Origin of the sequence: Mycobacterium sp. PDNC021 (assembly GCF_048282635.1) — a bacterium.
GTDB classification, from domain to species: Bacteria; Actinomycetota; Actinomycetes; order Mycobacteriales; family Mycobacteriaceae; genus Mycobacterium; species Mycobacterium llatzerense.
Genome location: NZ_CP182502.1, coordinates 4,297,153 through 4,310,444, shown reverse-complemented (window position 1 = coordinate 4,310,444; position 13,292 = coordinate 4,297,153). Strand labels below are relative to the sequence as shown.

The window sequence follows — 13,292 nt, the reverse complement described above, 5'->3', positions numbered from 1 at the left end:
TCGTCAGCGCCGCTGCACCAACAGCGTCTGCGCTGACGTCCCGATGAAGCCCTGTTCGTCGAACAGCTCGGCTGTCGTCGACCCGAGGCCGTCCGGCCCGATCGAGCCGCGGGCGCGCAGGCAGAACTCCGAGCCGATGGGGGCGCGGTGCAGGTGCACCGTGGTGTCGGTGTTCATGAACATGGACTCGTCCGGATCCAGTGTCGCGCCAACGCCATTGGCGGAATCGACGACCATCGCGAGTCGCTGCAGGTCGGTCAGTTCCTCGTCGTCGACCAACGAAATCAGGGGCTGCATCCAGACCACCGAGGCGTTGGCATCGTCGGGTTGCGGCACCCAGGTGACGGTCTCCAGATAGCCGGGCCGGCCCTGCCAGGAATGCCGGTGTCCGGTATCGGGCACGCGCGGCATCGGTGGGTACCGATCGATGACGGCGTCGCGGGTGTCACTGGTGGCCAACAGCCATGCCGACATCCGCGCCACCGCGCGTTCGGAACCGTCTCGTTGGGTGGCCGTCATCTCCGCGGTCATCATGCAGATGCGCGAACCGGGCCGCGACACCCACGCCCGAACCGCAACGGGCGCAACGGGAATCGCGCCCAGAATGTCGAGGGTCAGCCGGCCCACCTGCATCCCGTTGCCGGCGGCGAGCTCTTCGATGGCTTTGGTCAACAGTGCCAGCGGCGGCGAACCGTGTTGAATGCTCGAATCCCAGTTACTGCCGGTGCCCTCGGTCGATTCGAAGCGTTGCAAATCACCGTCGGCGTCGAGCCGACGGTAGTAGCAGTCGATCATGCGGCCCCGAAATCCTCTGGCCAGCCCGGATAGGGCGGGGGAGTGCCGCCGAATGCGGGGCACAGGTCTTGGTGCGTACACCAGGAACATAGCTTGGACGGGTTGGGCCGGAAGTCACCGGTCTGACCCGACTTCTGGATGGCATGCCAGATGGCCATCAGTGTCTTCTCGAACCTCTCCAGCTCAGCCAGATCGGGGCTGTAGTCCAGCACCTGGCTGTCCGCCAGATACAGCAGCCGCAGCCGCGCCGGCACCACGCCCCGGATGCGGAGCAGGGCGACCGCGTAGAACTTCATCTGGAACATGGCCTTGAATTCGGCCAGTGCCCGCGCTTCCGGCGGAGCCTTGCCGGTCTTGTAGTCGACGACCCGCAGCTCGCCGGTCGGCGCCACGTCGATCCGGTCGACGAATCCGCGCAGCAGCGTGCCGTCGGACAACTCGACCTCGACGCGTTGTTCGCAGCTCTGCGGGTCGAACCGCGTCGGGTCCTCCAGTCGGTAATACCCGGCGAGCAGGGCCCGTGCTTCCTTGAGCAACGTCTCCCGCAACTCGGGCGCGATCTCCTCGGCCAGCTCGGGCTTCTCCGCCACCACGGCATCCCAGGCCGGTATGACCAGGGACAGCGCGGTCTCCGGTACGCGGTCGGTGGCGGGCAGCGCGTACAGCTGCTCCAGCGCGGCGTGCACCACCGAACCCCGCAACTGGGCGGTCGACGACGGCTCCGGCAGCCGGTCGATGGCCCGGAACCGGTAGAGCAGGGGGCACTGTTTGAAGTCGCCGGCCCGCGACGGCGACAGCGCCGGCCGTCGGACAGGGGCGGCGGCGGTCATGCGCGATCCGCCTTCGGCTCCTCGCTGGCGGTACTCATGTCAGCAGCTTAGGTGGGGGCGACGACAAAGTTGCCGAACCCCGGCCGTCTGCCGGGACGGGTCGGCTGGCAGGCTGGCCCGGTGAGAATCACCGGGCCCTTCACCGTCGGCGACCGCGTCCAACTGACCGACGCCAAAGGCCGGCACTACACGATGGTGCTGGCCACGGGTGGGGAGTTCCACACCCATCGCGGCATCGTCGCCCACGATTCGGTGATCGACCAGCCCGAGGGCAGCGTAGTGAAATCCACCAACGGCGACCCCTTCCTGGTGCTGCGTCCGCTGCTGATCGACTACGTCCTCTCGATGCCGCGCGGCGCGCAGGTGATCTACCCGAAGGACGCCGCGCAGATCGTGCACGAGGGCGACATCTTCCCGGGCGCAAGGGTTTTGGAAGCCGGCGCCGGCTCCGGCGCGCTGACGTGTTCGCTGCTGCGGGCCGTCGGCCCGGGCGGTTCCGTGACCTCCTACGAGGTCCGCGACGACCACGCTGTACATGCGGTACGCAACGTCGAGACCTTCTTCGGCGAGCGGCCCGAGAACTGGAACCTGGTCATCGCCGACCTCAACGACTACGACGGCGGCGAAGTCGACCGGGTGGTGCTCGACATGCTCGCGCCGTGGGACGTGCTGGAGACGGTCTCGAAGGCGCTGGTCCCGGGTGGTGTGCTGATCGTCTACGTCGCGACCGTCACGCAGTTGTCGAAGACGGTCGAGGCACTGCGCGAGCAGCAGTGCTGGACCGAGCCGCGGTCGTGGGAGTCGCTGCAGCGCGGCTGGGACGTCGTCGGCCTCGCGGTGCGTCCGCAGCATTCGATGCGTGGCCACACCGCGTTCCTGATCAGTGCCCGCCGGCTGGCGCCGGGCGCCGTGACGCCGCAGCCGCTGCGCCGCAAGCGCAACATCTAGTCCTCGCTGCTGACCAGACCCCGCCGCACGGACAACAACTCGATCTCCGGGCGGGCCGCCACCTGGCGTTCGGCGGCGTCGAGCACGTCGACGACGTGATGGCGGTCAGCCGCGACGACCGACACCCCGATAGCCGCCCGCCGGTGCAGATCCTGATTGCCGCTCTCGGCCGCGGACACGAAGAACTTGCGCTGCAGTTCGGCGATGATCGGCCGGACCACCGAGCGCTTCTCTTTCAGCGAGTGCACATCGCCCAGCAGCAGGTCGAACTCCAACCACCCGACCCACATCGACAGCTCAGCGACCCGGGGTCGTCGAGGCGCCCGGTCCGCCCGGCTGGCCCAATTTCAGCAGCAGATTCGCGGTTTGCCGATTCAGCTGCCAGGCATCGCGGATGGGACTGAATTCCATGGGGAACGTGAATTTGTTGTCCGGTGCGGCGACGGAGGTGATCGTGATGGTGGCGATGATGTCGCCTGGCTGGCCGGCTGACCACAGCAGCTCGGTGGCGGTCACGTTCATCGGATTGAAGCCGTTGTCGCGTAGCGCTTTGGTGAAGTTGTCCAGCCCGGCCTGATCCTCGGCGGTGCCGTATTGGATCAGCCCGATCTTTTGTGCCGAGGGAACCGCGGGGTCCGCGATCTTGTACAGCACCCCGGTGAGCGCATCGGGCGGTGGCAGCGGCGCGGCCGCCGGCGTCTTGGCGTCGGTGGTCAGCAACGAACGGGGCATCGGGTCGGCCGGCGGCTCGACGTGTTCACTGCATCCGGCCAACCCGATCGCCGCCACGATGACGGCGATCAGGGTCCCTCGGGTTGGCTTCACCGGATGTTCCTGGCGCCTACTTCACCGACGACAGCAGGGCCATGGCAGACCCCTTGGACAGTTGCCAGCCGGTCGGGCTGGGGCCGGCGACGAAGGTCAGCGGCTGGGCTGCGGTGGCACCGGTGGCGGCGGTGGCTGTGACGTTGGCCGTCGCGGTGCCGTCGCCGAGGTCATCGATGTCGGCAACAGCGAAGCTCATGGGGAACACGCCCTGCTTCACGGCGTTGCTGTACGCCCGGTCGGCGGTGATGGCCTCGAGTCGGCCGACGCCGCCCTGGATGTAGCTGCCCTTGGACCCGGCGAAGCTCCCGGCGGCCGTCAGCCCACTGAGCGTGGACACCAGCGACGCCTGCAGGCCCGGCGCGGGGGCCTGGGGCAGCGGCACCTGGCGGACGACCGGCGCGACGGCCGGTGACGTGCCAGCGGTCAGGCCGGCCGGCTGAGACGCCACAGTCGTACCGACGGCTGCTGCACCTACGAGGGCGGCGGCTGCGATGCCGGTGACGAGGGATTTGACGATCACTGCGGTCCTTTCGATGAGCCCGACTTGCGTATGAGGTTAACAGCGCGGTCAGAGCAACACCCGTGTGTCGCGATTCCTTGAACGCCCATGAATGACGGATGGCCGGTAGCGTTGAGGTATCCGCCGCACCAACTTCCGGTGCGGGAAAGGAGCGCAAGATGTCTGAAATGGATCGCCCGGACGCCTTCGGCAACCCGGGCATACCTCGTCAGAACCCCATGTCCAGCACCGATGCCGCCGAGTTGGCGCGGCTTCGCAGCGAAACGGCGGCACTGCGCGAGCAGCTCACGAACGCGGCCGCGGCACACCGCGGACCGCGCGATGTGCAGCAGCTCGAAGCCCGCATCGATTCGCTGACGACTCGCAACGGCAAGCTGATGGACACCCTCAAAGAGGCGCGACAGCAGTTGCTGGCGCTCCGCGAGGAGGTCGATCGACTGGGGCAGCCGCCCAGCGGCTACGGCGTCTTGCTGCTCGCTCACGACGACGACACCGTCGATGTCTTCACCTCCGGGCGCAAGATGCGGCTGTCGGTGTCGCCGAACATCGAGGTGTCCGAACTCAAGCAGGGCCAGACCGTCCGCCTCAACGAGGCGCTGACGGTGGTCGAGGCCGGCTCGTTCGAGGCCGTCGGTGAGATCAGCACATTGCGCGAAATCCTGAACGACGGGAAACGCGCCCTGGTGGTCGGCCATGCCGACGAAGAGCGCATCGTCTGGCTCGCCGAGCCGTTGGTCGCGCTGGAGTTCCTCGACCCCGAGGTTGCCGAGGTGCTCGAGGGCGTCGACGACCTGGCCGACGAGCGGGCGCGCAAGCTGCGGCCGGGTGACTCGCTGCTGGTCGACAGCAAGGCCGGGTACGCCTTCGAGCGGATTCCCAAGGCCGAGGTCGAGGACCTGGTTCTCGAAGAGGTGCCCGACGTGAGCTACGAGGACATCGGCGGCCTGACGCGACAGATCGAGCTGATCCGCGACGCGGTGGAGCTGCCGTTCCTGCACAAGGATCTGTACAAGGAGTACTCGCTGCGGCCGCCGAAGGGCGTCCTGCTCTACGGCCCTCCTGGTTGCGGCAAGACGCTGATCGCCAAGGCCGTCGCCAACTCGCTGGCCAAGAAGATGGCCGAAATCCGCGGCGACGACGCCCGCGAGGCCAAGAGCTACTTCCTGAACATCAAGGGCCCCGAGTTGCTCAACAAGTTCGTCGGCGAGACCGAGCGGCACATCCGGCTGATCTTCCAGCGCGCCCGTGAGAAGGCGTCCGAAGGCACCCCGGTGATCGTGTTCTTCGACGAGATGGACTCGATCTTCCGCACCCGTGGCACGGGCGTCAGCTCCGACGTGGAGACGACGGTTGTGCCGCAGCTGCTTTCGGAGATCGACGGTGTCGAGGGCCTGGAGAACGTCATCGTCATCGGCGCCTCCAACCGCGAGGACATGATCGACCCGGCCATCCTGCGGCCCGGCCGCCTGGACGTGAAGATCAAGATCGAGCGGCCGGACGCCGAAGCGGCACAGGACATCTTCAGCAAGTACCTCACTGAGAACCTGCCGGTGCACGCCGACGACCTGGGCGAGTTCAACGGCGATCGGGCGCACACCATCAAGGCGATGATCGAGAAGATCGTGGACCGGATGTACGCCGAGATCGACGACAACCGCTTCCTGGAAGTGACCTACGCCAACGGCGACAAGGAGGTCATGTACTTCAAGGACTTCAACTCGGGCGCCATGATCCAGAACGTCGTGGACCGGGCCAAGAAGTACGCCATCAAGTCGGTGTTGGAAACAGGTTCGCGCGGCCTGCGGGTGCAGCATCTGCTGGACTCGATCGTCGACGAGTTCGCCGAGAACGAAGACCTGCCCAACACCACCAATCCCGATGACTGGGCGCGGATCTCGGGCAAGAAGGGCGAGCGGATCGTCTACATCCGCACGCTGGTCACCGGCAAGAGCTCGTCTGCGAGCCGTGCCATCGATACCGAGAGCAACCTGGGTCAGTACCTGTAGTCGCGACGAGTGTGAGGGCTGTGCACGCAAGACTTCGGAATTGCCTGCACAGCCCTCACACTCGTTTGCGGTCGGCGAGATACCGGTCGCGGGCATCCAGTCGGCGACGCAGGCTGTCGACCTGAGGGTCGACGAACTCGGCCCGGTATGAGGCGTCGGTCGTCGTACGCGCCGTGATGTACATGAACGTCAGCGCGCCCAGGAACAACGTCGTCTGGATCAGCGACTCCGGTATCGGCAGTGTCATGCCGAAGATGGTGCCGTCGAGAGAGCCGTTGTTGCGGGTCCATTCGGCGAGCAGTTTCGGGTCGATCAGGATCAGCCCGAGCACCAGGAAGATGAACGCGGTCACCAGGGCGACGATCAGCAACTGCAGCACCTGAGACATCGCCAGGACGAACACCACGTTGACCCGCTCGATGCGGGACAAGGGAACTCGCTGGCTGACGGCGGCCATGTCAGCGAATGGGGTGTCCGCCAGGACCTCGAGCTGGGCCTCCGGTGTGTCGGGCGTCGCGGCGGTCAGGATCGGGCGGACGCGGTCCACCGTCGACGCGATGACGAACGCCACCGCGATGAGCGCCAGGAAGCCCAGCGCGCCCCACAACCGGGCCCGGCTGACGATCGCGGCCATCAGCCAGACGTAGGTGTTGAAGAACACCAGCACGGTGAGCAGCATGACCGGCAGCGCCCGCACGAAGAGGGTGCCCATCAGCGAAAGACTGTGCGCTGTCACGTCGAGCGCCCAGCCGAGGATCGATCCGATACCGGTCGCGGTGCAGGCCAGGATGACGACGATGATCAGCCCGACATAGACCAGATTGCCGCCGACCCGCGGGCCGGGGCCGCCGAACACCGCGCCGGCCAGGCACACCGCCACCGAGACCGCGGCGGCTGCGGCCCGGTTGCGCCACGACGCGATGCGCGACACCCGCCACCCCACCAACATCGCGACCGGTGCCACCAACAGCACCAGCGCCAGGATGAACCAGTCGGTTCGCGTGGGCTGCCCGTCGATGTTGATGGTGTGTTGGCCGGTGACCGCCACCACGATGATCGAGTTGATCATGAACACCGCGAACCCGGCCAATGCCGGCGCGGAGCGTTGCCACAGCCGTCGCACCAGGACACCCGGACGCAGCACTGCCGGCAGACCCCGGCGCAGAAACCAGGTCTCGGCGGCGACCCGGTCGGCTCGCGATGGCTTGTCCCGTCGCTTCGCTTGCCCAGATGTGGTCATGGGGCCAATCGTTGCGTATCGAGGCCGTCTAGTCTTGGCGCCATGCAACGGATCATCGGAACAGAGGTCGAATACGGCATTTCCTCGCCGTCTGATCCGACCGCGAACCCGATCCTCACGTCCACGCAGGCGGTGCTCGCGTACGCGGCGGCCAGCGGCATCCAGCGGGCCAAGCGCACCCGGTGGGACTACGAGGTCGAGTCTCCACTGCGCGACGCCCGCGGCTTCGACCTGAGCCGCACCACCGGGCCGGCACCGATCGTCGACGCCGACGAGATCGGCGCCGCCAACATGATCCTCACCAACGGCGCCCGGTTGTACGTCGACCACGCCCACCCGGAGTACTCCGCCCCCGAGGTCACCGATCCGATGGACGCGGTCATCTGGGACAAGGCCGGCGAGCGGGTGATGGAGGCCGCTGCTCGGTATGTGGCCAGCGTGCCCGGCGCGGCCAGGCTGCAGCTGTACAAGAACAACGTCGACGGCAAGGGCGCGTCGTACGGCACGCACGAGAACTACCTGATGAGCCGGCAGACGCCGTTCAACTCGGTGATCGCCGGACTGACGCCGTTCTTCGTGTCCCGCCAGGTTGTCACCGGCTCGGGCCGGGTCGGTATCGGGCAGTCCGGGGACGAGCCGGGCTTCCAGCTGACGCAGCGCGCCGACTACATCGAGGTCGAGGTCGGGCTCGAGACCACGCTCAAGCGCGGCATCATCAACACCCGCGACGAGCCGCACGCCGACGCCGACAAGTACCGCCGGCTGCACGTCATCATCGGTGACGCCAACCTGGCCGAGACGTCGACGTATCTCAAGGTTGGCACCACGTCACTGGTCCTCGATCTGATCGAGTTCGGGCAGGCCGAGGGCATCGAGCTGTCCGATCTGGCGTTGGCCCGGCCGGTGCACGCGGTGCACGTCATCAGCCGGGACCCGTCGTTGCGCGCGACCGTGGCCCTGGCCGACGGCCGTGAGCTGACGGCCCTTGCGCTGCAACGCATCTACCTGGAGCGGGTGGCCAAGCTGCAGGAGCGCCGCGACCCCGACCCGCGCGCCGACCACGTCCTCGAGACCTGGGCGCACATCCTGGATCTGCTGGAGCGCGATCCGATGGAATGCGCGGAGCTGCTGGACTGGCCGGCCAAGCTGCGCCTGCTGGAGGGTTTCCGGCAGCGCGAGAACCTGAGCTGGAACGCGCCGCGCCTGCACCTGGTGGACCTGCAGTACTCCGACGTGCGGTTGGACAAGGGTCTGTACAACCGGCTGGTGGCGCGCGGCTCGATGAAGCGGCTGGTCACCGAGCAGCAGGTGCTCGACGCGGTGGAGAACCCGCCCACCGACACCCGCGCCTACTTCCGTGGCGAGTGCCTGCGCCGGTTCGGTGCCGACATCGCCGCGGCCAGTTGGGACTCGGTGATCTTCGACCTCGGCGGCGAGTCGCTGGTGCGGATCCCGACGCTGGAACCGCTGCGGGGAAGCAAGGCCCACGTCGGTGCGTTGCTCGATTCGGTGGACAGTGCGGTCGAGTTGGTGGAACAGCTGACCACGTAACTGCTTGTGTTCCCGGGGAACCCGGGTGCGGACCGGTAGGGTGAAGTTAGATATCGAGCAATCAGGAGGCGTCGATGGCTCAGGAACAGACCAAGCGTGGCGGTGGCGGCGGCGAGGACGACGACCTCTCCGGCCCGTCTGGCGCAGGTCAGGAACGTCGCGAGAAGCTCGCTGAGGAAACTGACGACCTGCTCGATGAGATCGATGACGTGCTGGAAGAGAACGCTGAGGACTTCGTGCGCGCGTACGTCCAAAAGGGCGGCCAGTGACCCCAGCGTTCGGGCCTTTCTCTGATCGACTGGATGTCACCTCACCCCACCTGAACCTGTCCTCGTTTTCGGACTTTCTCAGCCGGCAGGCACCGCACCTGCTGCCGGTGGGTGACGTTCCATCCGGTGGCGCTGATCTTCCCCACGGCACGACGATCGTCGCGATCAAGTTCCCCGGCGGTGTGTTGATCGCGGGGGACCGGCGGGCCACTCAGGGCAACATGATCGCCAGCCGCGACGTGCAGAAGGTGCACATCGCCGACGACTACACCGCGACCGGCATCGCCGGCACCGCGGCCATCGCGGTGGAGTTCGCACGGCTGTACGCGGTCGAGTTGGAGCACTACGAAAAGCTCGAAGGCGTGCCGCTGACGTTCCGCGGCAAGGTCAACCGGCTGGCCATCATGGTGCGAGGCAACCTCGCCGCTGCGATGCAGGGTTTCGTCGCGCTGCCGCTGCTGGTCGGCTACGACCTGGACGACTCCGATCCGGGCAATGCCGGTCGCATCGTCTCGTTCGATGCCGCCGGCGGCTGGAACATCGAAGACGAGGGCTACCAGTCGGTGGGCTCGGGCTCGTTGTTCGCCAAGTCGTCGATCAAGAAACTGTATTCGCATGTGACCGATGCCGATTCGGCGCTGAAGGTCGCCATCGAGTCGCTGTACGACGCTGCCGATGACGATTCGGCGACCGGCGGACCCGATCTGACGCGCGGTATCTACCCGACAGCGGTGTTGATCGGTGCCGACGGCGCCGAAGAGGTCACCGAGGAGCGGATCGCCGCGCTGGCCCGGGAAGTCATCGCGAACCGGACGCGCGCGAGAGGTAATGGCTGATGAGCTTTCCGTATTTCATCTCGCCCGAACAGGCGATGCGGGAACGTTCCGAGCTTGCGCGCAAGGGCATTTCGCGGGGGCGTAGCGTCGTCGTGCTGGCGTACGACGGTGGCGTGCTGTTCGTCGCCGAGAACCCGTCGCGGTCGTTGCAGAAGGTCAGCGAACTGTACGACCGGGTCGGCTTCGCCGCGGTCGGCCGGTTCAACGAGTTCGACAACCTGCGCCGCGGCGGCATCCAGTTCGCCGATACGCGGGGTTACGCCTACGACCGGCGCGACGTCACCGGCCGCCAGCTGGCCAACGTCTACGCGCAGACCCTCGGCACGATCTTCACCGAGCAGGCCAAGCCCTACGAGGTCGAGCTGTGTGTGGCCGAGGTCGCGCACCACGGTGAGACGAAAGCTCCTGAGCTGTACCGGATAACCTATGACGGGTCCATCGCGGACGAGCCGCATTTCGTCGTGATGGGTGGTACGACCGAGCCGATCATCGCCGCGCTCAACGACTCCTACGAGGAGAACGCGAGCCTGGCCGACGCGGCGAAGATCGCCATCGATGCGCTGCACGCCGGTGCCGGCGACCGGGTGTTGGGTGCAGCCACGCTCGAGGTGGCCATTCTCGACGCCAAGAGGCCGCGTCGCGCGTTCCGCCGGATCACCGGTGCCGCGCTGGATGCGGTCCTGCCAAAGGTCGAGGCGGAAGCTGAGTCCAAGGATGAGGCCAAAGCCGAGCCTGAAGGCGACGCCGCCGAGTAATTAGGACGGGACCCCCGCCAGTCCGCGCAGCAGTACCGCGATGCCGAATTCGAAGGCGTCGTCGGCGCGTTCGGGTTTGGAGCTGCCGGTGGCGAGTGCCGCGGCGAACTCCGGACCGACGTCAGCGCCGGCCTGCCAGGGTTCGTCAGGTGCGGCGACGTCGAGTGCCGAGCCCAGGACGAACGAATCGATCAGCGTGATGGCGCGCAGGGTGTCCGCGGGGTCGAATCCGGCGCGGCCGAACGCGACGGCCAGGACGTTGTACATGGTGAGGGCGTGGTCGCTGTTCACCGCGTGCGAGGTCAGCAGGGGGATGAGCCGCGGATAGCGGGCGTAGCTCTGGCGGTAGGACCGCATGATGTCGGCGACGACGTCGGTCCATGGGCGGTGCGGGTCGTCGGCGGGCAGTGCGACCTCGGACATCGCCCGTTCGCGCAGCAGCTCGACGATCTGTTCGCGGCCTGCGACGTGGTTGTAGAGCGATGACGGACTGACCTTCAGCGCCCGGGCCAGTTCGGGGACGGTGAACCCGCCGGTCTTGTTGACCAAATCCATTGCTGCACCGGTGATGCGATCCGTGGATAGCAGCGGTTTGGAGGGGCGGCCCATGGAATCTTTCTACTACCTCTTTACAAGCACGGGTACCTGGGGCCACAATTAAACGAATCAAATTCGTTTTAGGAGTCCAGCTGATGATCACCCTGACCGCCACCGCGCCCGAATCGCTGTCCCGCAGCACGGAGTCGACGCGACCGCCGGTGCGCGTCGGTCTGGTGCAGCACCGGTGGCGCCCCGACGCCGACGAGCTCGCCAAGGTGCTGCGCGACGGCATCGACCGGGCGGCCGGTGAGGGTGCCGCGTTGGTCTGTCTGCCGGAGATCACGCTGCTGCGGTACCCCGCCGACACCCCGGCCGGCCCGAACCCGGGTGACACCGCCGAAGACCTCCTCGAAGGGCCGACGTTCGCACTGGCCGCCGAGGCGGCCCGGGCCAACGGCATCTTCGTGCACGCATCGCTGTATGAAAAGGCGCCGGCCGCAGACGGTTTGGGCTTCAACACGGCCATCCTGGTGGCCCCGTCGGGCGAGTTGGCCGGCCGGACCCGCAAGATGCACATCCCGATCTCGGCGGGCTACTACGAGGACACCTACTTCCGCGCCGGCCTCGCCGAGGGCAACCCGTACCCGGTCTACGAGCCGGCGGGGCTCGGCGCCAAGCTGGGCATGCCGACCTGCTGGGACGAATGGTTCCCCGAGGTGGCCCGCAACTACTCGCTGGGCGGCGCCGAGATCGTCGTCTACCCGACGGCCATCGGCTCCGAGCCGGTCTTTCCCGCCTTCGACACCCAGCCGCTGTGGCAACAGGTCATCGTCGCCAACGGCATCAACAGCGGCCTGTTCATGGTGGTGCCCAACCGAATTGGTGACGAGGGCGCCGTGACCTTCTACGGTTCGTCGTTCATCTCCGACCCCTACGGCCGGGTGCTGGTGCAGGCGCCGCGCGACGAGGAGGCCGTGCTGGTGGCCGATCTGGACCTCGATCAGCGTCGCGACTGGCTGGAGCTGTTCCCGTTCCTGCTGACCCGGCGGCCGGAGAGCTACAGCACGCTGACCGCGCCTGTCGACGTGCAGCGTCCGTACGGTGCCGGTCACGAGGCCACCGCGGTGGTGAAATGACGAACTATGTGATGCCGGCGGAGAGTGCGCCGCAGGACCGGGTGTGGATGGCGTTCCCTTCGGAAGGTTATTCGTTGGGGGACAACGAAACCGAACATCACGAAGCCCGCTCGACGTGGGCGGCCGTGGCACACGCGGTGCTGGAGTTCGAACCGGTGACCGTGGTGGTGGACCCCGCCGAAATGGTGGCGGCGCGCCGCTACCTGTCCGCCGCGGTCGAGATCGTCGAGGCGCCGCTGAACGACGCCTGGATGCGCGACATCGGCCCGACGTTCGTGCATGCCGACGACGGTTCGGTGGCCGCGGTCGACTGGGTGTTCAACGGCTGGGGTGCCCAGGACTGGGCGCACTGGGATCGGGACGCGAAAATCGGTGCCGCGGTTGCCGGTTGGGCCGGCGTCCCGGTGGTGAGTTCGGAGCTGGTCAACGAAGGCGGCGGTATCCAGGTCGACGGGCAGGGCACGGTGCTGGTCACCGAGACCGTCCAGCTGGACCCCGGCCGCAATCCCGGCGCCACCAAGGCAGACATCGAGGCCGAGCTGGCCCGCACCATCGGCGCCACCCATGCCGTGTGGTTGCCGCGCGGCCTGACGCGCGACTCGGAGCGGTTCGGCACCCGCGGACACGTCGACATCGTCGCCGCCATCACCTCGCCGGGGCGCCTGTTGCTGCACGCGCAGCACTCGGACGCGCATCCTGATCACTTGGTGTGCAAGGAGATTCGCGAAGCGCTTGCCGATACCCGCGACGCCGCGGGCTGCCCCTGGGAGATCGTCGAACTTCCCGCCCCGGATCTGCTGACCGATGCCGAGGGCTACGTCGACTACAGCTACATCAACCACCTGGTGGTCAACGGCGGCGTCATCGCGTGCGCATTCGGCGACCCGCGCGACGCCGACGCCGCGGCGATCCTGGCTGAGCAGTACCCCGGCCGCCGGGTGGTCAGTGTCGATGCCCGGCCGCTGTTCGAGCGGGGCGGCGGCATCCACTGCATCACGCAGCACCAGCCGTCGGCGCGCTGATCTCAGCCATTTGGCT

15 protein-coding genes are annotated in these 13,292 nt (G+C 67.2%); 8 read left to right on the top strand and 7 right to left on the bottom strand.

The features are described 5' to 3' along the window. Positions 1-3 precede the first annotated feature (3 nt). Entirely contained in the window at positions 4-795 is a 792-nt protein-coding gene (locus tag ACNO8X_RS20575; RefSeq protein WP_418002489.1) for a thioesterase family protein, read from the bottom strand. Continuing rightward, entirely contained in the window at positions 792-1,625 is an 834-nt protein-coding gene (locus ACNO8X_RS20570; RefSeq protein ID WP_418002488.1) for a PD-(D/E)XK nuclease family protein, read from the bottom strand. The genes ACNO8X_RS20575 and ACNO8X_RS20570 overlap by 4 nt, the downstream gene beginning before the upstream one ends. A 120-nt stretch (positions 1,626-1,745) precedes the next feature. On the opposite strand from ACNO8X_RS20570, the gene ACNO8X_RS20565 reads away from it, so the two are divergent. Further along, positions 1,746-2,573 carry a tRNA (adenine-N1)-methyltransferase gene (locus ACNO8X_RS20565; RefSeq protein WP_043986630.1) on the top strand — a complete coding sequence of 276 codons (828 nt, stop codon included), beginning with the start codon at positions 1,746-1,748 and terminating at the stop codon, positions 2,571-2,573. On the opposite strand, the gene ACNO8X_RS20560 is transcribed toward ACNO8X_RS20565, so the two are convergent. From ACNO8X_RS20560 to ACNO8X_RS20550, 3 genes are read right to left on the bottom strand one after another with little or no spacing between them, the layout of a single operon-like run. Next, positions 2,570-2,863, bottom strand: coding sequence for a DUF503 domain-containing protein (locus ACNO8X_RS20560; protein WP_260972218.1), 294 nt, complete (start codon positions 2,861-2,863; stop codon positions 2,570-2,572). The two genes, ACNO8X_RS20565 and ACNO8X_RS20560, sit on opposite strands and share 4 nt — an antisense overlap. A 7-nt stretch (positions 2,864-2,870) precedes the next feature. Further along, positions 2,871-3,398 carry a hypothetical protein gene (locus tag ACNO8X_RS20555; RefSeq protein WP_418002487.1) on the bottom strand — a complete coding sequence of 176 codons (528 nt, stop codon included), beginning with the start codon at positions 3,396-3,398 and terminating at the stop codon, positions 2,871-2,873. Between the two features lie 16 nt (positions 3,399-3,414). Then, entirely contained in the window at positions 3,415-3,921 is a 507-nt protein-coding gene (locus ACNO8X_RS20550; RefSeq protein ID WP_418002486.1) for a hypothetical protein, read from the bottom strand. A 167-nt stretch (positions 3,922-4,088) separates the two neighbouring features. Here ACNO8X_RS20550 and arc point away from each other — a divergent pair, with 167 nt between their 5' ends. After that, entirely contained in the window at positions 4,089-5,927 is a 1,839-nt protein-coding gene (gene arc / locus ACNO8X_RS20545; RefSeq protein ID WP_418005979.1) for a proteasome ATPase, read from the top strand. A gap of 55 nt (positions 5,928-5,982) precedes the next feature. Here the strand turns inward: arc and ACNO8X_RS20540 are convergent, their stop codons facing one another. After that, positions 5,983-7,167: a hypothetical protein gene (locus ACNO8X_RS20540; RefSeq protein WP_418002485.1), complete on the bottom strand. Its 1,185-nt coding sequence runs from the start codon at positions 7,165-7,167 to the stop codon at positions 5,983-5,985. Between the two features lie 42 nt (positions 7,168-7,209). Here ACNO8X_RS20540 and dop point away from each other — a divergent pair, with 42 nt between their 5' ends. The 4 genes from dop to prcA all read left to right on the top strand — a co-directional run bounded on the left by dop (position 7,210) and on the right by prcA (position 10,578). Then, a complete protein-coding gene (dop, locus tag ACNO8X_RS20535; RefSeq protein ID WP_133762626.1) occupies positions 7,210-8,718 on the top strand; it encodes a depupylase/deamidase Dop in 1,509 nt (502 codons plus the stop codon). A gap of 74 nt (positions 8,719-8,792) precedes the next feature. Further along, positions 8,793-8,987, top strand: a complete 195-nt coding sequence (locus ACNO8X_RS20530) for a ubiquitin-like protein Pup (RefSeq protein WP_043393146.1) — start codon at positions 8,793-8,795, stop codon at positions 8,985-8,987. Further along, positions 8,984-9,823, top strand: a complete 840-nt coding sequence (prcB, locus tag ACNO8X_RS20525) for a proteasome subunit beta (protein WP_418002484.1) — start codon at positions 8,984-8,986, stop codon at positions 9,821-9,823. The genes ACNO8X_RS20530 and prcB overlap by 4 nt, the downstream gene beginning before the upstream one ends. After that, complete coding sequence (prcA, locus tag ACNO8X_RS20520; RefSeq protein ID WP_043393148.1) at positions 9,823-10,578, top strand: proteasome subunit alpha; 756 nt, start codon at positions 9,823-9,825, stop codon at positions 10,576-10,578. The genes prcB and prcA overlap by 1 nt, the downstream gene beginning before the upstream one ends. Here the strand turns inward: prcA and ACNO8X_RS20515 are convergent, their stop codons facing one another. Further along, positions 10,579-11,187, bottom strand: a complete 609-nt coding sequence (locus ACNO8X_RS20515) for a TetR/AcrR family transcriptional regulator C-terminal domain-containing protein (RefSeq protein WP_418002483.1) — start codon at positions 11,185-11,187, stop codon at positions 10,579-10,581. 83 nt (positions 11,188-11,270) lie between these two features. Between ACNO8X_RS20515 and ACNO8X_RS20510 the strand changes: the two genes are divergently transcribed. Together ACNO8X_RS20510 and ACNO8X_RS20505 are read left to right on the top strand one after the other, a co-directional pair. After that, positions 11,271-12,254: a nitrilase-related carbon-nitrogen hydrolase gene (locus ACNO8X_RS20510; protein WP_418002482.1), complete on the top strand. Its 984-nt coding sequence runs from the start codon at positions 11,271-11,273 to the stop codon at positions 12,252-12,254. After that, a complete protein-coding gene (locus ACNO8X_RS20505) occupies positions 12,251-13,276 on the top strand; it encodes an agmatine deiminase family protein (RefSeq protein WP_418002481.1) in 1,026 nt (341 codons plus the stop codon). Before ACNO8X_RS20510 ends, ACNO8X_RS20505 begins: the two co-directional genes overlap by 4 nt. The last annotated feature ends 16 nt before the right edge of the window (positions 13,277-13,292 follow it).

Coding starts and splice junctions, on each gene's coding strand:
- ACNO8X_RS20575 (WP_418002489.1), bottom strand. CDS start 795: ATGATCGACTGCTACTACCGTCGGCTCGACGCCGACGGTGATTTGCAA.
- ACNO8X_RS20570 (WP_418002488.1), bottom strand. CDS start 1,625: ATGACCGCCGCCGCCCCTGTCCGACGGCCGGCGCTGTCGCCGTCGCGG.
- ACNO8X_RS20560 (WP_260972218.1), bottom strand. CDS start 2,863: ATGTGGGTCGGGTGGTTGGAGTTCGACCTGCTGCTGGGCGATGTGCAC.
- arc (WP_418005979.1), top strand. CDS start 4,089: ATGGATCGCCCGGACGCCTTCGGCAACCCGGGCATACCTCGTCAGAAC.
- ACNO8X_RS20540 (WP_418002485.1), bottom strand. CDS start 7,167: ATGACCACATCTGGGCAAGCGAAGCGACGGGACAAGCCATCGCGAGCC.
- dop (WP_133762626.1), top strand. CDS start 7,210: ATGCAACGGATCATCGGAACAGAGGTCGAATACGGCATTTCCTCGCCG.
- ACNO8X_RS20530 (WP_043393146.1), top strand. CDS start 8,793: ATGGCTCAGGAACAGACCAAGCGTGGCGGTGGCGGCGGCGAGGACGAC.
- prcA (WP_043393148.1), top strand. CDS start 9,823: ATGAGCTTTCCGTATTTCATCTCGCCCGAACAGGCGATGCGGGAACGT.
- ACNO8X_RS20515 (WP_418002483.1), bottom strand. CDS start 11,187: ATGGGCCGCCCCTCCAAACCGCTGCTATCCACGGATCGCATCACCGGT.
- ACNO8X_RS20510 (WP_418002482.1), top strand. CDS start 11,271: ATGATCACCCTGACCGCCACCGCGCCCGAATCGCTGTCCCGCAGCACG.
- ACNO8X_RS20505 (WP_418002481.1), top strand. CDS start 12,251: ATGACGAACTATGTGATGCCGGCGGAGAGTGCGCCGCAGGACCGGGTG.